The sequence below is a fragment of the Methylophilus sp. 'Pure River' genome (assembly GCF_046765995.1).
Classification (GTDB): Bacteria; Pseudomonadota; Gammaproteobacteria; order Burkholderiales; family Methylophilaceae; genus Methylophilus.
Genome location: NZ_JBKOUE010000001.1, coordinates 405,224 through 423,049 on the forward strand (window position 1 = coordinate 405,224; position 17,826 = coordinate 423,049).

Below are 17,826 nucleotides of genomic sequence, written 5' to 3' on the forward strand. Positions count from 1 at the left end.
TTGCTCAGGTTTCGCCAGGCCGGTTTGCCAACAGGTCGGTAATCGCATGGTGTACTTGGTCAATCACATTTTCCCAAGGCTCTTCAGCCCCTTGCCTGAATAGCCGCATGCCCGGATACCACGGGCTATCTTGCCGATGTTGCAACCAGCGGAAATGCGCCTGGTGCGGCAGCAATAACCAGACCGTTTTGCCTAATGCTGCTGCCAGATGGGCGACGGCGGTATCCACTGAAATCACCAGGTCCATTTGCATGATCAGTCCGGCAGTTTCCGTCAAGTCTGTCAGGGCCGGATGGTGGCATTCCAGCATGGGGAAGCGTTTGAGCATGATGTGGTCTTCACGGCGGAACTCCTTTTGCATGCTATGCCATTCGACTTCCATTTGCAGCAGCGGTGCCATCACGTAGAGCGGAATGCTGCGTAAACGGTCATATTTGTTGCCTGCATCCCCGCACCAGTTGAGACCGATACGCAACCGGCGCGCAGGGCCTAACAGCTGCTGCCAGGGCAACTGGTGCCGGTCAGCAATCTGCAGATAGGGCAGGCTGGATGGAATCGTGTCCAGTCGTGTGTTAAACGCCGAGGGCAAACTAAGCATGGGGCAATGCACATCAAAATGCGGCAGTGGTCGTCCGTCCTGGCGAATCACCAAAATGCCTGCATCTTGTGCCCAAAGGGCATTCATTAAATCAAACAAAGCCTCGGGTACCGCAACAATCATCTGGTTGGGCTTAAAGGCTTTAATGAGCGGAATATAGCGGCAATACTGCAAGGTATCGCTCAGTGTTTGCTCAGCCTGGATGAGGATGGTTTTGCCGACCAGCGAGCCGGATTCACGCCACAATAAGCCAGGGTCCGGCCGTTGCGGGTCTGGCAATAGCTGAAAACGCGAGCCATACATTGGCCAACCGTCTTCATATTCGCCCCTGGCCAGCTTGAGCATGCTCAGGTAGTAACGGGCTTGTGCGTGCTGCGGCGCATGTTGCAGGGCCGTGCTGAGGCAGGAGTATGCCTCGTCGGTGTCGCCGTTCTCATACAGCGCAAGCCCCAGGTTGCAATAGGCCGAGGCGTAGCCAGGGTTGAGTTGCAGCGCCTGCCTGAAATCGGTAATGGCTGCCGGATATTGGCCGAGCTGGCAGAGCACCACCCCTCGGTTGTTATACGGCACCGGCAAATTGGGTTGATAGTGAATGGCACCGTTAAAGCTGTCCAGCGCGGCTTGTGTTTGCCCCTGGAGTTGTAACATCAGGGCGCGTTGGTGGTAAGCCTCAGCAAAGTCCGGCTGGATATTGATCGCCTGTTGCATGCATTGCAGGGCTTCATCGGTCGCCTGTAATTGCTGGCATAACACGCCCAGGCGGTAGTGAAAGTGCGCATGTTCGGGATGCGCAGCCACCGCTTGCCTGAGCATATTGGCCGCTTGTTCTGGCTGTTGGGCTTGCAGCATCAGGTCTACACATTCGCTGAATGCCTGCGATTGCTGTGGGTCGAATTTGGTCGCGGTGCGCAGGCGCAAAATCGCCTCTTGCGTGCGCCCCATGTTTTTCAGCGCACGGGCATCCAGGTAATACAGTTGCGCCTGTTTGGCATCCAGGGCAATCGCTTTTTTATAACATTCGTGCGCGGCTTTAAATTGCTGCGTGCGCATATGCAGGTTAGCCAGTTGCACATGCAGCTCAAGTATGTTGGGCTGCAGGCTGATCGCCTGCAGTAAATACTGTTCGGCGGCATGAAACTCCTGATTTTTTAACATCAGGCCAGCCAGCTTCTGGTAGGCATCCCAGCGCGACGGGTCATCGGCAATCAGTTTGAGCAGTTTTGCAATGGCTTCATTATTCATGGGAGAGACTGCAACACTTCAAACGTTTGCGTATGACCTTAAAATGACAGATGGCGGATTAAGGTACAATAAGCAGCTTAAAGCGTCAACGGCCAAACGGTCATCAGGCCCACTTTAAAGTCACTTCACGTCTACAGGGGGAATCAAGCAATGCTCATCAAACTGATCATGTACGGACTGGTATTATGGCTGGCTATTTGGGGTTATCGCCAGTATCAACAGCCCTCGAACCGCGTCAGTGTTGGCATGAAAGCCCCCGATTTCAAGTTGCCGGATGCGCAAGGCCATACACGCCACCTGGCTGACTGGCAAGGCAAGTGGCTGATCCTGTATTTTTACCCCAGGGATGATACGCCGGGTTGTACGCGCGAAGCCTGTCATTTTCGCGACGATATCCAGCAAATCCACGCCCTTGGGGCAGAGGTTGTTGGCGTGAGTGTAGACAGCGTCGCCAGCCATGCTGACTTTGCACAAAAACACCGTTTATCGTTCCCCTTGCTGGCAGACACTAATGGCCAGGTGGCCGATGCCTATGGCGCTTTGTTAAATCTCGGCATATTGCAGGCCGCCAAACGCATGACCTTTATCATTGATCCGCAAGGCATGATTGCGCAGACCTACAGCAACGTCAATCCAGACGGCCATAGCCAGGCCATTATTGATGACCTCAAACGCTTATCCGCTTTTTAAGAGATCTCTATGCAAGCACTTTCCCTCATCGTTGCCCACGCCGACAACCGGGTGATTGGCCACAACAACCAATTACCCTGGCACTTGCCAGAAGACCTCAAACGCTTCAAACAACTCACCATGGGCCACCACATCATCATGGGCCGTAAAACCTATGAATCGCTGGGGCGCTTGCTGCCAGGACGCACCACCGTGATTGTGACGCGCGATACTGAGTATGCCGTTGAAGGTGCGAAAGTAGTTCACTCGTTGCCGGAAGCATTGGCAGCGTGCGCAGGGGATAATGAGCCATTTTTGATTGGTGGTGCAGAGATGTATGCGCAAGGCTTGCCTTATGTCACGCGGCTATACATCACGCGTGTGTATGCGCATGTCGGCGGGGATGCGTTTTTTCCTGAGATGGAGATGCATGATTGGGTGTTGATGAGCGAGGAGGGGCATACCTCGGTGAATGGTTTGCATTATAGTGATATGGTTTATCAGCGCCGCTGATTTGGATGAGTTGACTAAGGAAGTCTTTGGGAAGGTCATTCTTTCATCGTAAGGTTGGGGGATTGCTTTTCGCCCTTTAGGCGAGTTACTTTTCTTTGCTTGCACAAAGAACAAGTAACCAAAAGAAATGCACCCCAGCTTCCGCTTGTTTCCTGCGCTACTCGGTTTGCCGGGCGTCCATCGAAACTCGCCCTGACAAGCCACACACTTCGTGGCTTGTTGTGGAGCTCGAACAGCCGATGGCCGAATACTCCCGCCAACCCTGCGTTGCTCGGCGCGGCAGATGGGGACCCCGAAAACCAAGTGAGCGCCAACGTTAGTAGTCATCATCAATAAACCAGAAGAATTATGCTTCTTACCAGTCTGCACTAGTAGTTGTTTGGCGAGATAAATCCCATTCCACCACGCTGAGTAGCGGAGACAAAATAAGAGTAGAGGGAGCGACTGTCCGAATCCCGCAGCAGCTCACGTTTTGTGTGAGCTGCCAGGTTGAGTTTCGTGACCGGCTTATGCCTAAGTCCAGCAAAGCATCGGACGAAAGTCCTAAGCTGAGCAACGCAAGGGAGCCGAAGGCCGTGATGGCTGGGTGTCTTCCTCTTTGGTTACTTTCTGGGGGACAAGCACCAGAAAGTGACTCGCCAACAAGGCGAAAAGCAACAATGCATACAACCACAATATCCATCTATGTCGCAATGGCCCTAAAAACAAAAAAGGAAACGCTTTGGCGTTTCCCTTATGCAGCATTACTAGAAACTAGTCTTCCTGCTTCACGCAATCCACGTAATACACCGCTTTACCATCCACTATTTGTTTCACCAAACCATGGTTGTCAGTTTCAAAGCCCGGGAATTTCTCGTTAAACTCACGCGCAAATTTGAGGTAATTCACAATCACTTTATTAAAGCGTTCGCCAGGAATCAGTAATGGAATACCTGGCGGGTAGGGCGTTAGCAGTACGGCCGTGACGCGACCTTCCAGTTCATCAATCGCGACACGTTCAATCTTGCGATGCGCCATTTTTGAGAAGGCATCGGTTGGCTTCATCGCCGGCACCATGTCTGACAGGTACATTTCAGTTGTCAGACGCGCGACGTCATTGGCTTTATACACTTCATGGATTTGTGTAGACAAATCTTTGAGGCCTATGCGTTCATAGCGCGGGTGTTTCTGCACAAACTCTGGCAAGACTTTCCACAATGGCTGGTTCTTGTCGTAGTCGTCTTTAAACTGCTGCAAAGCCGCTACCATGGTGTTCCAGCGGCCTTTGGTAATGCCGATGGTGAACATGATAAAGAATGAGTAGAGGCCGGTTTTCTCAACGATCACGCCGTGCTCGGCCAGGTACTTGGTGACGATGGCCGCCGGGATACCAAACTCATCGGAGAATTCACCGTCCACATCCAGCCCTGGTGTGATGATGGTGGCTTTAATCGGGTCCAGCATGTTAAAGCCTTCGGCCAGGTTGCCGAAACCGTGCCAGCGTTCATTGGCTTTGAGCATCCAGGCATCGCGCTCTTCCAGGCCGTCTTCGGACAAGTCAGTCGGGCCCCAGACTTTAAACCACCAGTCGGTGCCCCATTCTTCGTCCACCTTGCGCATGGCGCGGCGGAAGTCGAGGGCTTCTTTTAAGGACTCTTCTACCAATGCAGTACCACCTGGCGCTTCCATCATGGCCGCGGCCACGTCGCAGCTGGCAATAATCGAATATTGCGGGCTGGTGGAGGTGTGCATCAAATAGGCTTCGTTGAACAGGTCGCGGTCAAGGTGGTTATCCTGCGCATCCTGCACCAGAATCTGTGAGGCCTGGCTCAAGCCAGCAAGCAGTTTATGGGTGGACTGGGTGGAGAACACCATGGATTCTTTACAACGCGGACGGTCTGCGCCAATGGCGTGATAGTCGCCATAGAAGTCGTGGAAGGTGGCGTGCGGCAACCAGGCTTCGTCAAAGTGCAGCGTGTCTATCTTGCCATCCAGCATTTCCTTGATTTCTTCGACGTTATACAGCACGCCATCATAAGTGGATTGCGTGATGGTCAGTACGCGTGGTTTGGCGTTTTTGTCGCTGGCAAACGGGTTGCGTTCAATTTTTTTCTGGATATTTTCCCAGGCAAACTCGCTCTTAGGAATCGGTCCGATAATGCCGAAGTGGTTGCGTGTCGGCATCAGGAAAACAGGAATCGCACCGGTCATGATGATGGAGTGCAACACGGATTTATGGCAGTTACGGTCAACGACGACGATGTCACCGGGCGCCACTGTGGAGTTCCAGACGATCTTGTTGGAAGTCGAGGTGCCGTTGGTGACAAAGTACAAGTGATCGCAGTTATAAATGCGGGCTGCGTTACGCTCAGAGGCGGCTACCGGGCCGGTATGGTCAAGTAATTGGCCTAATTCATCCACAGCGTTACAGACGTCTGCACGCAGCATGTTTTCACCAAAAAACTGGTGGAACATCTGGCCTACTGGCGATTTCAGAAAGGCGACGCCGCCGGAATGGCCAGGGCAGTGCCAGGAGTAGGAGCCGTCCGCTGCATAATGTGTCAGTGCCTTGAAGAATGGTGGTGGCAGGCTGTCCAGGTAAGCTTTTGCTTCACGGATAATCAGGCGTGCCACAAACTCAGGCGTGTCTTCATTCATGTGGATAAAGCCGTGCAGCTCGCGCAAGACATCATTAGGAATATGGCGGCTAGTGCGGGTTTCACCGTGAAGGAAAATCGGGATTTCCTCATTGCGATAGCGGATTTCGGCGACAAAGTTGCGCAATTGCTCGATGGCTTCTGGTTTCTCTTCGACGATTTCTTCATCATCAATGGATAAGATAAACGCAGAAGCGCGGCTTTGCTGTTGCGCAAAGGAGGTCAGGTCGCCATAGCTGGTCACGCCTAGTACTTCAACGCCTTCATCTTCGATGGCTTTCGCCAATACACGGATGCCGAGACCGGAGGAGTTTTCGGAGCGGAAGTCTTCGTCAATAATGACGACGGGAAATCTAAATTTCATTCAATGAATCCTTAACTTGTCACTGAAACGTGTAACTCAAAGTACAAAGGCACTGAGCAAGCCATGCTTTTACTCGGTGCCTTTGTGGTGAATATGGGTTGTTCTTCAATGTTGGGTGAGGCTATATTTTTGGCAGCGTCACGCCAACCTGCCCCTGATATTTGCCGCCACGGTCTTTGTAGCTGGTTTCGCAAATTTCATCAGATTCAAAAAACAGGACCTGGGCACAGCCTTCGCCGGCGTAAATTTTGGCAGGCAGTGGTGTCGTGTTGCTGAATTCCAGTGTGACATAACCTTCCCACTCTGGTTCAAACGGCGTGACGTTCACAATGATGCCGCAACGCGCGTAAGTGGATTTGCCCAGGCAAACGGTCAGGACCGAGCGTGGGATACGGAAATATTCTACCGTACGTGCCAACGCAAACGAGTTCGGTGGAATCACGCAATAACCTTTGCCAGAGACTTCAACAAATGACTGCGGATCGAACTGTTTGGGGTCGACAATGGTGCTGTTGATATTGGTAAACACGCGGAATTCGTCAGCGCAGCGGATATCGTAACCGTAAGAAGATGTGCCGTAGGACACAATTTTCTCACCGTTCGCTTCACGCACCAAGGTCGGTGAAAACGGCTCAATCATGCCGTGTTGTTCAGCCATTCTGCGTATCCATTTGTCCGACTTAATGCTCATTCCGATATCCAGTCTCAGCGTATTGATTTACTTGTCTTAAAGAGAAAAAAGCGGAGTTTAAACTCCGCTTTTAGTAGGTGCAAATAATAACAACAAAAGCTGTCAAATTTGCAAATTTTTTGTGAATTTTTGGCGATTTTTTCAGCCAGTGGCCAGAAGGCCACTGATACTTATTTGTCGCCGCCTAATTCAATGCTGTAACGCCAGAACTGGTCTTCAGCTTCAAAGATGACTTTGGACGCTTCAGGGTCACGGCTGCCAGCAGGGTACTGATGTACCGGCTTTTTGTCTTCAGCCCAGGCTTTAACAACTGGATCCACCAGGCGCCATTGTGCTTCGGCTTCAGAAATATGCAGGTAGTTGGAGTTGTCACCTTGCATCAGGTTGAGCAACAGGGCTTCGTAGGCATCTACGGAGTCATCGCTATCCCAACGGTTGGCGGCATCCAGTTGAATGGTGCGTGTTTGCACATCCAGGCCAGGAATCTTGGACTGTACTTCCAGCTTGATACACTCGCGTGGCTGGATACCAATGATAAGCCAGTTTTGGTCCTGGTCATTGATTTGCAGCGGCGCTTTTTTGAAGCGGATAGAAATGCGGGTATCGGCTTCGTGCAGACGTTTAGCCGTGCGGATATAGAACGGCACACCTTTCCAGCGAGGATTGTCGATAAACAATTTCAGAGCAGCATAGGTTTCAACCACGCTGTCATTGTTGCCCAGCTCTTCCAGGTAACCAGGGACCTTTTCGCCGTTGATTTCACCAGCAGCATATTGCGCACGGAAAGCATGTTTTTCCAGTTCGTTGACTGGAATAGGGCGAATTTCTTCCAGCAGTTTGATCTTGGCATCACGCACGCCTTCTGGGGACAGGTCTTTCGGCTGTTCCATGGCAGTCAGTGCCAATGTTTGCAGGATGTGGCTTTGCAACATGTCGCGCAATGCGCCAGTGCTGTCATAGAACTGCGTACGGTCGCCTACACCCAGCATTTCGGTGTTGGTGATTTGTACGTGATCAATGTACTGGTTGTTCCAGATTGGCTCTAACACGGTGTTGGTAAAGCGTTGCAGCAAAATGTTTTGCAGTGCTGATTTACCCAGGTAGTGGTCGATACGGTAGATCTGGCTTTCCTTGAGGTGCTTGGTAATCGCAGCTTGCAATTCTTTGGCAGAAGGCAGATCGGTACCAAATGGCTTCTCGATCACCACACGGCGCCAGTATTTGTCTTCCTGAGTCAGGCCAACATTTGCCAAAGACTCAACCACTGGGGCGAAATCAACAGGGCGCACAGACAGGAAGTAAGCCAGGTTTTGCGGGAAAACGCTTTCGTCGCTGAGGGTGGCTTTCAGTTTGCTAAATGCATCTGGATCTGTTGGCGGGTTGGCATGGTAGAAGTTACGGGCAATAAAGCGTTCAAACACCTTTTGGTCGTAACCTTTTTTAAATTTGGTATCCAGCATGGATTTGATGTCTGCACGCCACGCGTCCAGATCAACCACTTGACGGCCAACGCCGATAATTTTCATGTCATCAGGCAAACGGCCCAGCAGGTCGAGCCTGAACAAACCAGGGTACAGTTTAACGCGGGCCAGGTTGCCGCTTGCGCCAAACAATACCAAGGTGCATGGATCAATTTTATTCGTCATTTCTAACCTTAAGATAAAAATGTAAACGGGAAAGGGCAAGCCTTTCCCATATCAAAAAAACAGCAGTAATCAGCAAAAAGCCTCCCATGGAGAGAGGCTTGTTTGATTACTTGGTTTTTACTGAGTGACCACCAAATGCATTACGCATCAGTGACAGCAGTTTGTAGCTGTAGCCTTCGGAGTCCTGGCTACGGAAGCGTGCTTGCAATGCTGTTGTCAGCACTGGCGCTGCCACGCCTTGCTCAACCGCTTCAACCACTGTCCAGCGGCCTTCACCGGAGTCAGCTACGTATGGAGCGATTGCCTGCAGGCTTTGGTCTTCTTTCAGTGCTTCAGCCGTCAAGTCCAGCAACCAGCTACGAACAACAGAGCCATGACGCCACAACTCTGTGATCTGCGCCAAGTTCAGGTTGAAGTCTTCTTTACCTTTGATCAGGTCCAAACCTTCAGCAAATGCTTGCATCATGCCGTATTCGATACCGTTATGGATCATTTTGGTGAAGTGACCGGAACCAACTGGACCCACGTGCGCCCAACCGCGGTCAGCGTGTGTCAATGCTTGTGCATAAGGAGCCAATACGTCTGCGTATTGTTTGTCGCCGCCGTACATCAGGCAGTAACCGTTGTCCAGGCCCCAAACACCACCGGAAGTACCACAGTCGATAAAGCCGATACCATGTTCAGCTAACATTGCGCCACGGCGCTGACTGTGTTTGTAGTTTGAGTTACCGCCGTCAACGATGATGTCGCCTTTGTTCAGCAGTGGGATCAGGTCTTTGATTTGATTTTCGGTGATTTCACCCGCTGGTAACATCAACCAGACAATTTTTTGGCCTTCGAGTTTGCTGACTGCATCAGCGACTGAGGTTGCTGCTTCCAGACCTTCTTCTTTGACGAGTCTGTTAACGAATTCGGTATTGAAGTCAAAACCAACCACGTTAATTTTGTGACGCAGCAAGCGTGCAGCCATGTTGCCGCCCATTTTGCCCAAGCCAATCATTGCTAATTTCATTCGGATTTTCCTATGGTGTGAGGATAGTTTTAAGAGACACCCATCTTTTGGATGGCATGAACTCGATCAGTGCTTCGGATAATTTTGCAGAATTATCATGTCGAGTCGGATATAATTATAGCAAATGCAGTCACGCACTAAAAGGCTGCGCACGCTTTTTTGTATTGTTTTTTACAGGTTTTCTATGTCTTTGAATGTTCAAACTCGTTGGCACTCGTTTCAATCCCAGGAAGAAATTAACCAGGCAGCACTCAATAGAGTCCTGGCAGCAGCGGATGCAGCCATCGCCAAACACGGTAGTTTTCTGATTGTGTTGGCGGGTGGCAGCACCCCAAAAGCCGTTTACCAATTATTAGCCAAGGCAGATGCCGACTGGGCGAACTGGCACGTGTATCACAATGATGATCGCTGCTTGCCCGTGGATCATGCCGAGCGCAACAGCAAGATGGCGCGCGATGCCTGGTTAAGTCATGTGGCCATTCCCGCCAGCCAGATTCATGATATTCCTGCTGAGTTGGGCAATATTGAAGGTGCGAAAGCGTATGCGGAAACACTGAAGGGTGTGCGTACGTTTGACCTGGTGATTTTAGGTCTGGGTGAAGATGGTCATACTGCCAGCCTGTTCCCGGGCCAGGTGGTGAATAACACGGCTGATGCCGTGCCGGTATTCAATTCGCCCAAGCCGCCGGCAGATCGCATTACCATTAGCCAGGATAGACTGAATAATACGCATGAAGTCATGTTTTTGGTGACAGGGGCAGGCAAACAAGAGGCGGTGGACAACTGGCGTAACGGCGTCGCCATTCCAGCGACCTTGATTCAGTCGCCTAATGGTGTGGACGTGTATTGCTTCGGGGTTGTACTGAATTAATATTTCTTCAAGCCGCACATAAATAAAAAAGCCACAGAGAAAAATCTTTGTGGCTTTTTTTATTTATGCAATTGGAATTACTTCTCGTTTTTGTCGGCTAATAACTTTTCAAGCAAGCTGATTTGCTGTTGTTGTAAGTGAATCAGTTCCTGCCACTGCTGCTCACGCAAGCCATCCAGTTTTTCATGGAGCAGTAAAATCTCTAATTCTGCTTTTAAATTCACTTCGTAGTCATGTTCTGCCTGGCGGCGGTCAATTTCCGACTGCCGGTTTTGCGACATCAGGATAATCGGTGCCTGGATCGATGCCAGCATGGATAAAAACAGGTTGAGCAGAATGTAAGGATAGGGGTCGAACGCACTGTTGCTACGCAGCAGGATTACGGAATTCAGGATCACCCAGCTAATCAGGATCAGAACGAAGATGAAAATAAAGGTCCAGGAGCCGCCAAACCGCGCCATGGCATCGGCAGCGCGCTGGCCGCGGCTGGGTGTTTCGTGAGTGTGATGCGCGGCCAGGTTGCGTGACATCGGATGACGCTCGGTCATGTGCCGGGCGACGCGTTGCATATGCTCATCCATGGCCTCGTACTGCGCGCCTATCAGGCCTTCTGCAATATGATGCTTGCGGAGTGTCATACGTAACGTCCTTAATGCTTATGTTTTTTGAATCACGATATTAGGGAATTTGGCGCTGTGATCGAGGCTGGCAATGGCGATCTTGCTTGCGGCTTTGCGCGCGATTTCTTTATAGCTTTGCGCCACTGCACTGTCGGGGGAAGCAACCACGGTAGGCTGGCCGCCATCGGCTTGCATGCGGATATTGATATCCAAAGGCAAGCTGCCTAGTAAATCGACCTTGTAATCGCTGGCCATCAAAGCGCCACCGCCCGCGCCGAAGATATGTTCTTCATGGCCGCAGTTGGAGCAGATGTGCGTACTCATGTTTTCGACGATGCCCAAAATAGGGATGCCGACTTTCTCAAACATTTTCAGGCCTTTGCGCGCATCGAGCAGGGCAATGTCTTGTGGCGTGGTGACAATAATGGCGCCAGTGACTGGGATTTTTTGCGCTAATGTCAGCTGGATATCGCCAGTGCCTGGTGGCAGGTCAATCACCAGGTAGTCCAGGTCTTGCCAGCGCGTGTCACGCAGTAGTTGCTCCAATGCGCCGGTGACCATAGGGCCGCGCCATACCATGGGGGTATCGGTGTCGACCAGAAAGCCTATGCTCATGGCCTGGATGCCGTGCGCACGCATAGGTTCTATGCTTTTGCCATCGGCGCTATCCGGGCGGCCGGAAATACCCAGCATCTGTGGCTGGCTAGGGCCGTAAATATCAGCATCCAGCAAGCCCACAGTAGCCCCTTCGGCGGCCAGCGCTAGCGCCAGGTTGACTGAAGTGGTGGATTTGCCGACGCCACCTTTGCCTGAAGCCACTGCAATCACGTTTTTGACGTTAGGCAATAAATTGACGCCACGTTGCACACCATGTGCCACGATACGGCTACCAACATTGACGGTGATCCTGGCAATGCCATCTATGGCTTTCAGCGCGTCAGTCACTTGCTGGCGAATTGGTTCCAGCTGGCTTTGCGCTGGGTAGCCCAGCACCACATCGAGGCTGACATCATTGCCATTGATCTGAATGTTCTTGACCGACTTTGCACTGACAAAGTCTTTACCGGTATTGGGGTCTATGCAAAGTTTTAATGTGCTTTGAATGATAAGTTCGCTAATGGCCATGCTTGAGGTTCCTGCGGTAATGCCTGAGTAATTAGATCGGGTATTTTACCGCATTGGTGTGCATTCGTCATGCCGCGCCGGAAGCTGCATATCGACTGCTTGTGTACCTGGCTTTTGATAGTGGTGATGAAAGGTATCAAAGCAATGTGCCCAGCTCCACAGGCTGCGGGCTGTTTGGCGAATCGCCTGCTTATCCAGCATCTGGCAGCGGATGATGGCTTGTTTGAGGTCGTGATGCAGAATGCCTGAAAATCCTTGTTCAACCACGTCTCTGGGACCGGTGACATCAAAAGCGGCGACGGGCAAGCCGTTGCACATGGCCTCTATCATGACCAGACCAAAGGTGTCGGTACGGGAGGGGAAGGCAAATACATCCTGTTGTGCATAAAGCTCGGCTAGCTGCTGGCCATATTGGTAACCAACAAAATGCACGCGTGGATATTTTTGCCGGAGCGCTTCTAAATAAGGGCCGTTACCCGCAATCGTGATGTCAAACACATCCTGGTATATACATAAGGCATCCAGGTTTTTCTCTTTGCTGACACGGCCCACATTGAGAACCCGCAGTTTATCCGCGGGGAGTGGCGTCTGTGAGGGGCTGATTAATTGTTCTGATACACCACGTGACCAGATCACCAGGTGATGGAAACCCTGGTTGAGCAATGTCTGGCGCATGCTTTCTGTCGTGACAAACGTAGTGAGCGCACCCCGGTGAAACCAGCGTAAATAGGCGTAGGTCCAGCGCGGCGGGATGCGCCACATCAACGCCAGATACTCCGGAAAGCGTGTGTGGTAAGCCGTGGTGTACGGCTTTTGATTTAATTTGCACCAGTGCCGCGCCACCAGGCCCATCAGTCCTTCAGTCGCGATGTGCAACTGGTTGGGTTGCAGGCGGTTAAGGGTGCGCCAAAGGCGGAACGGCTGCAAGTTGAGCTGGATCTCCGGGTAAAACGGCAATGGCATCCAGCGGTATAAGCTGGGATGCAGCACCCGGAAGCGGATGTTACGTGACCTGGCAATCCGGCGCAGGTTTTTATAGGTGGTCGAAACGCCATTGGTCTGCTGGAAGGTATCCGTCACAATCAACATTGTTCACTGCGCTCCAGGGCTGGGGATGCTGCTATCTTGCCGAGCTTGCGTGACGGGATTATGACTGTCTGTGTTTAACCGGTCATGGCGAATATGATAACGCGCCGGTTTGAGGGGCTGTTGTCAGCCCGGTGTAAGTTTAATGGGAGCGCGGGTAAGCGCTATGTAAGAAAGGATGGGTAAGGTGGTTCGTGTCGACGACAGTAAACGTTTTTGGTTTTAATATTTGGAGAATACTCATGAACAAACTCTTTGTACTCACTCTTCTTGCGCTTAGCTACACCAACCATGCCAGTGCTGACACCCTGTTGCAAACCGCAGAGCAAGAGGGCGACTTTAAAACTTTTTTGCAAGCAGTCAAAACCGCTGGTTTGGAGGGCGCGCTGAATGATAAGGGGCCGATCACCTTATTTGCTCCTAACGACGCCGCGTTTGCCAAGCTACCCAAGGCTAAACTCAAGGCGCTGATGTCCAACCCGGATCAGCTCAAGAAAGTGCTTTCCTATCATGTGTACCCCGGCAAAGTCACGCAGGCCGATGTGAGTGCCGGTAAAATTAAGTCCCTCGAAGGCGCCGATTTGCAGCTGTCAGTGACGGATGGCGTGAAAGTGAATAACGTGAAAGTTGTTGGCGATGAAATCAATGCGGATAATGGTGTGATTCATACAGTGAGTGCTGTGCTGATGCCTAAAAGTTAACTGTTTAGCAAAGGATTGAGTCAAAATGCCTCGCTTAGCGAGGCATTTTTCTAGTCGGGGACGAAGTGACGGTTCAGGTTGAGCCAGACACTGCGCGGGGCGCCAGGGGCAACAAAATTGGTACTTTCAAAGGAGTCTGACCCCTTGGTCTGATAAGTGTTTGATTTTGTTGTAATGGGTGAGAGGTGGTATTGGAAAAGTATCTGATTACATTAAAAATTTGGTTGCAATCAGCTTTTATTACAATCTTAGGTGCTTGAATTGCTTCAGTTGTTTAGAGAAGGGCTACTCTATCAACCCATCCAGCTTTTTAGGCTGAAACTCATAGCTCAAAGTCACAAAAGCCGACCTTGGGGCCCCCGTTCCAAGAAAGCTTGTTCCTTGCCAGTCAGCACTGTTGTAGTTGAATCCGCTCTCGCCAATCACACCACGAATAGAAGGTGAGAAGGCGTTTAGACCTAGTCGCCCAGCGCTAGCATATTGTTTGTCTAACAGATTGTTAATACGCAACCCCAACGTCCATTCGGGGCTAAGCCTGTAGGTTGTATTGAAATTAACGACGGCATAACCATCGGTTTTACCTTCACCAAATTCGGCACGCTGTACGGTACAAGTGGTGGTGCCACCATTACAAAACGGACCTGTAATAGGAGAAGCGGGGCCCGCTCTATGTTTATTGTTTTCATTACCGCGAATAAATGCATCAGAATGTGCGACTACATTTAAGCCAACACGCCAAGCATTGGTAATGTCATAGGTAAAATTTGCATTAAGGTTATGCAACGCAACCCCAGGCATACGATCTCCTGGGGTTACTGTAATCTGCTGATAGTTACCCTCGCCTGTCTGGGTCACAATATCGTAGACATTCCCTGCACTACTGTTACTAGGACTAGCAAGCTTGAACTTGGACTGGAAGGTTGCGTCTGTTAGTGCATAGTTAACACCCCAGCCTGCTTTGCCCCATGTCCCTTTAAGTCCCATTTCAAGACCTCGTCTGCGAGTGTCTCCCACATTCTGAAAATAACTACTGGTAGCATTAATTGCTACAAAATAGATATCATCGGTCAGATCGGTTTGATACAACGCTGCGTTCCATTGAATACTGTCCGTCAGTTGACCACGCCCACCGATTTCATAGCTGGTCGAGCGTACTTGTTTTAAATAAGGGTCTCCTGATAGTGCACCTGGCAAATTACATACACGCTGCTCACTTGTAGATCTTGGTCGATACAACGGATTTCCATTGGCATCATTACCTTGGAAAACCGGTGTTGGGTCATAGGCACAACCTAATTCAATGACTGTCGGAGTCCTGGCCCCACGTCCTAGATTGGCATAGAGGTTCAAATCTTCTGTAGCTTGCCAAGTCACACCAAGCGAGGGATTGAACGAACGGTATTTAAATTTTTCTTTTTCGGGAGGACGCAAGGTGGCAATATTTTGCCCATTAGCGTCAAGTGGAAAAGTGCTAGGGTCAAAGGGAATAATGGTACCAAGGCCATTGGGGCATTCTGACGCCTCTATCGTGCCGTCATTATTGTTGTCGGTACATAATGTGATTAGGTTTATATAATTCAGTATTGAGTTCACATCAGTGAATGAAGACAATCTCGCTACTGCGAGCTGATTATCGACATAACTACGGTTATAGCGAGCAGAAAACGTAAAATTTAGCGCCTTTGTAGGCGACCATGTTTCACTAAAGTAAATGCTTTTTGTTAGGCTATTTCCTTTAAAGTCATTTAAACCATACCCACGCTCAGGACTATTTGCGTAATACTCCCAACCTAAAAGCTCAGGCGCAACATACGCTCGTCTATTCGCATCAAGCATTCCCAGATATTGCTTACTTTCATAGGTGGTATCAGCTTTATCAATAGAGCTACCAATCATGAACTTATGTTTATCAAGGTTCCAGTTAAATTGTAATGACGCTCCCTTTCCTAATTGATCGACCTCTGTATCAGTGAATATTGCCGTTGGAGTACCATTTATATAACCAGTTGTAGCAAAAGGACCACTTGCATACCTACCGTCTCTAAAAATCGCATTGCCATTAGAGTCTAGTACCAACGGCCCTCGAGTTGACTGCTGAGATAACCCGCCAACACTGCCAGAAGAGTTTGAAATAGTCGCTTCATTAATTGGGGTAACCAACTCCCAATAGTCATGATAGAAACCATTAGTGTCTGTATAACCGCTTAATGTGCCTGTAAGACCTTGACCAGTTGGAATGTCATAAAAATAAAGCTTGTTTCCTGTACCAGGATGAAGAGTATCTGTCGACAGTCCGTAATTGTTATTAATACCCGCCAGAATTTTTCCATAATTCTCAAAACCAAAGCGAACTCTACCTTCATAATCTGAGGTAACTGGAGCATTAAATGCATTCGGGATCGTTGAAGGTTGGTTAATATCGTCATTATTTCTTCTTGGATCATACGTCCAATTCCACACAGTATTACCTGACCCGTCAGCAGCGGGAACTTGAGCCTGATTGGCGTTAGCTTGCGTATTAAAATTCGCCCCATAAGCTAAGTTATTTACATCAAAACCAGGATCACCATCGGCAATCCCATTTACATCCAATGCTCTTCCTGATGCATCTGCCGCGACGTTATAAGCATAGTTGTTATAATCTGGCAGACCGTCACGGTTGATATCTGGCAAGCCATAAAGTAACTGTCGACTAGGATCATTTTCTGTTGCACTATTCGGTCGCCCACTCGTCCCCCCAAAGTTCTCATTCACATCTGACATGTGTGACTTGCGCTTACTGTTACGGTTATACACCTGTGCAGTGATGTTGAAGGTATCTGTCACATCCCAGATACCTGATAGCTGGAATTGAAATAGGTTGTTTTTGCTCTCATCAGGTGAGGTGTAAACCTGCTTGGGGTTTTGATCGACCATTTGCTGTGGCAACAAACCGTTACCCGTCAACTTGTTACCTGCATACAAACCTGAAAAACTCACCCTGACTCGTTCACTTTGCCATTCAGCTTTACCAAAAACTTGATTGACCTTACTCGGTGAGTTATCGCGCCAACCATCTTCCAGAAAGAAGTTCCCTGATAAGAAACCTGCTACCACACCGTTGTTATCACCTGCCGATATTTGCAACTGTTTGCGCCCGAATGAGCCTGTGAGCACTTCGGCATCCAGTGTTTTTCCATCAAAACCACTTTTGGTACGCATCGTTAATGCGCCACCTAATGTGCCCAATCCATAAACGGGGTTGGAGCCTGGAATGATTTCGAGACTGGAGAGCGCATTCATCGGAATCATGTCCCAGTTCACTACATCACCAAAAGGCTCGTTCACACGGATGCCATCAAGAAATACTGAGATACCTTGTGCCGTACCCAGTTGGGGCGAAGCTGTAAAGCCACGATACTGCAAGTCCATCTGAAATGGGTTGCTTTGATAATCATTGACAGTGACTGACTGCAGTTTCTGATTCATTAAGTCGGTGATCGTTAAGGTGTGCGCCTCTTTAATATCTTTGGCAGAGAGTGATTGCACGTTGCCAGGAATTTCCTCTTTAGTCAGTGCCAAGCCAGGCATCGGCCCTACCTCATAAAACTTTTTGGCACGCACCTCAACTTTATCCAGCTCAAGGCTGGTTTTTTCATCTCTTAATTCTTTGGATGTTTTGGTTGCGGGTTGAATATAAAGCGTAGACTGGTTGAGCTTGGCCTCAAGACCCGCGCTGGCGAGTAGCTTTTTGAAAAGCTCTCTGGTGAGCATGGTGCCGCGAATTGCGGGGGCATTTTTACCACTGACGAGAGCATCGTTAAAGGTGATGTTGATCCCTAGTTTTGAGCTAATTGATTTTAAAGAAGTAGCGAGTGGTTGGCTGGGTAGTTCAATGGAGATCGTACGTGTGAAGAGGATCTCTTCCTCTGGCTGAGGTAGTGTTGTGTTTAACTCAGCGGCCTGTACAAGAGGCATCAATCCTGCTTGGTTGAAAAAGCAGGCTGCAATCGCTGCGCTTAGGATCAACTTTTTTGGTGCATGCATCTGACTTCCCCGTTATTTTTATGGCT

13 protein-coding genes are annotated in these 17,826 nt (G+C 49.9%); 4 read left to right on the forward strand and 9 right to left on the reverse strand.

Going from position 1 to position 17,826, the window contains the following annotated elements:
- Positions 1-4 precede the first annotated feature (4 nt).
- On the reverse strand, positions 5-1,840 hold the full coding sequence (locus ACIDE9_RS02125) for a tetratricopeptide repeat protein (protein WP_411992325.1): 1,836 nt from the start codon (positions 1,838-1,840) through the stop codon (positions 5-7).
- A 150-nt stretch (positions 1,841-1,990) separates the two neighbouring features.
- On the opposite strand from ACIDE9_RS02125, the gene ACIDE9_RS02130 reads away from it, so the two are divergent.
- Together ACIDE9_RS02130 and ACIDE9_RS02135 are read left to right on the forward strand one after the other, a co-directional pair.
- Positions 1,991-2,530, forward strand: a complete 540-nt coding sequence (locus ACIDE9_RS02130) for a peroxiredoxin (protein ID WP_411992327.1) — start codon at positions 1,991-1,993, stop codon at positions 2,528-2,530.
- A gap of 9 nt (positions 2,531-2,539) precedes the next feature.
- A complete protein-coding gene (locus tag ACIDE9_RS02135) occupies positions 2,540-3,022 on the forward strand; it encodes a dihydrofolate reductase (protein WP_411992329.1) in 483 nt (160 codons plus the stop codon).
- A gap of 753 nt (positions 3,023-3,775) precedes the next feature.
- Here the strand turns inward: ACIDE9_RS02135 and ACIDE9_RS02140 are convergent.
- The 4 genes from ACIDE9_RS02140 to gnd all read right to left on the reverse strand — a co-directional run bounded on the left by ACIDE9_RS02140 (position 3,776) and on the right by gnd (position 9,371).
- The gene (locus ACIDE9_RS02140) at positions 3,776-6,022 is read right to left on the reverse strand and encodes an arginine/lysine/ornithine decarboxylase (RefSeq protein WP_194753279.1); all 2,247 of its coding nucleotides are present in this window, start codon (positions 6,020-6,022) and stop codon (positions 3,776-3,778) included.
- Positions 6,023-6,143: 121 nt separating this feature from the next.
- A complete protein-coding gene (gene dcd, locus ACIDE9_RS02145) occupies positions 6,144-6,713 on the reverse strand; it encodes a dCTP deaminase (protein ID WP_194740956.1) in 570 nt (189 codons plus the stop codon).
- 170 nt (positions 6,714-6,883) lie between these two features.
- Positions 6,884-8,359 carry a glucose-6-phosphate dehydrogenase gene (gene zwf / locus ACIDE9_RS02150; protein ID WP_194753280.1) on the reverse strand — a complete coding sequence of 492 codons (1,476 nt, stop codon included), beginning with the start codon at positions 8,357-8,359 and terminating at the stop codon, positions 6,884-6,886.
- A 106-nt stretch (positions 8,360-8,465) separates the two neighbouring features.
- Complete coding sequence (gnd, locus tag ACIDE9_RS02155; protein WP_194740958.1) at positions 8,466-9,371, reverse strand: phosphogluconate dehydrogenase (NAD(+)-dependent, decarboxylating); 906 nt, start codon at positions 9,369-9,371, stop codon at positions 8,466-8,468.
- Between the two features lie 184 nt (positions 9,372-9,555).
- Here gnd and pgl point away from each other — a divergent pair, with 184 nt between their 5' ends.
- Entirely contained in the window at positions 9,556-10,242 is a 687-nt protein-coding gene (pgl, locus tag ACIDE9_RS02160) for a 6-phosphogluconolactonase (RefSeq protein ID WP_411992333.1), read from the forward strand.
- A gap of 77 nt (positions 10,243-10,319) precedes the next feature.
- Here the strand turns inward: pgl and ACIDE9_RS02165 are convergent, their stop codons facing one another.
- Genes ACIDE9_RS02165 through ACIDE9_RS02175 form a run of 3 tightly spaced genes read right to left on the reverse strand, consistent with a single transcriptional unit; the run spans position 10,320 to position 13,076 of the window.
- On the reverse strand, positions 10,320-10,880 hold the full coding sequence (locus ACIDE9_RS02165; protein ID WP_411992335.1) for a DUF1003 domain-containing protein: 561 nt from the start codon (positions 10,878-10,880) through the stop codon (positions 10,320-10,322).
- Positions 10,881-10,898: 18 nt separating this feature from the next.
- Positions 10,899-11,987: an iron-sulfur cluster carrier protein ApbC gene (gene apbC / locus ACIDE9_RS02170; RefSeq protein ID WP_411992336.1), complete on the reverse strand. Its 1,089-nt coding sequence runs from the start codon at positions 11,985-11,987 to the stop codon at positions 10,899-10,901.
- A 45-nt stretch (positions 11,988-12,032) separates the two neighbouring features.
- A complete protein-coding gene (locus ACIDE9_RS02175) occupies positions 12,033-13,076 on the reverse strand; it encodes a glycosyltransferase family 4 protein (RefSeq protein ID WP_411992338.1) in 1,044 nt (347 codons plus the stop codon).
- A 239-nt stretch (positions 13,077-13,315) separates the two neighbouring features.
- Between ACIDE9_RS02175 and ACIDE9_RS02180 the strand changes: the two genes are divergently transcribed.
- Positions 13,316-13,774: a fasciclin domain-containing protein gene (locus ACIDE9_RS02180; protein WP_411992339.1), complete on the forward strand. Its 459-nt coding sequence runs from the start codon at positions 13,316-13,318 to the stop codon at positions 13,772-13,774.
- A gap of 285 nt (positions 13,775-14,059) precedes the next feature.
- Here ACIDE9_RS02180 and ACIDE9_RS02185 read toward each other — a convergent pair whose 3' ends face one another.
- On the reverse strand, positions 14,060-17,800 hold the full coding sequence (locus tag ACIDE9_RS02185) for a TonB-dependent receptor domain-containing protein (RefSeq protein ID WP_411992341.1): 3,741 nt from the start codon (positions 17,798-17,800) through the stop codon (positions 14,060-14,062).
- Positions 17,801-17,826 lie beyond the last annotated feature (26 nt).

What these genes read in the sequence shown, in the direction of transcription:
- apbC (WP_411992336.1), bottom strand. Translation starts at nt 11,987, where the DNA reads ATGGCCATTAGCGAACTTATCATTCAAAGCACATTAAAACTTTGCATA.
- ACIDE9_RS02180 (WP_411992339.1), top strand. Translation starts at nt 13,316, where the DNA reads ATGAACAAACTCTTTGTACTCACTCTTCTTGCGCTTAGCTACACCAAC.
- ACIDE9_RS02175 (WP_411992338.1), bottom strand. Translation starts at nt 13,076, where the DNA reads ATGTTGATTGTGACGGATACCTTCCAGCAGACCAATGGCGTTTCGACC.
- dcd (WP_194740956.1), bottom strand. Translation starts at nt 6,713, where the DNA reads ATGAGCATTAAGTCGGACAAATGGATACGCAGAATGGCTGAACAACAC.
- ACIDE9_RS02130 (WP_411992327.1), top strand. Translation starts at nt 1,991, where the DNA reads ATGCTCATCAAACTGATCATGTACGGACTGGTATTATGGCTGGCTATT.
- ACIDE9_RS02140 (WP_194753279.1), bottom strand. Translation starts at nt 6,022, where the DNA reads ATGAAATTTAGATTTCCCGTCGTCATTATTGACGAAGACTTCCGCTCC.
- zwf (WP_194753280.1), bottom strand. Translation starts at nt 8,359, where the DNA reads ATGACGAATAAAATTGATCCATGCACCTTGGTATTGTTTGGCGCAAGC.
- ACIDE9_RS02135 (WP_411992329.1), top strand. Translation starts at nt 2,540, where the DNA reads ATGCAAGCACTTTCCCTCATCGTTGCCCACGCCGACAACCGGGTGATT.
- ACIDE9_RS02165 (WP_411992335.1), bottom strand. Translation starts at nt 10,880, where the DNA reads ATGACACTCCGCAAGCATCATATTGCAGAAGGCCTGATAGGCGCGCAG.
- ACIDE9_RS02185 (WP_411992341.1), bottom strand. Translation starts at nt 17,800, where the DNA reads ATGCATGCACCAAAAAAGTTGATCCTAAGCGCAGCGATTGCAGCCTGC.
- pgl (WP_411992333.1), top strand. Translation starts at nt 9,556, where the DNA reads ATGTCTTTGAATGTTCAAACTCGTTGGCACTCGTTTCAATCCCAGGAA.
- ACIDE9_RS02125 (WP_411992325.1), bottom strand. Translation starts at nt 1,840, where the DNA reads ATGAATAATGAAGCCATTGCAAAACTGCTCAAACTGATTGCCGATGAC.
- gnd (WP_194740958.1), bottom strand. Translation starts at nt 9,371, where the DNA reads ATGAAATTAGCAATGATTGGCTTGGGCAAAATGGGCGGCAACATGGCT.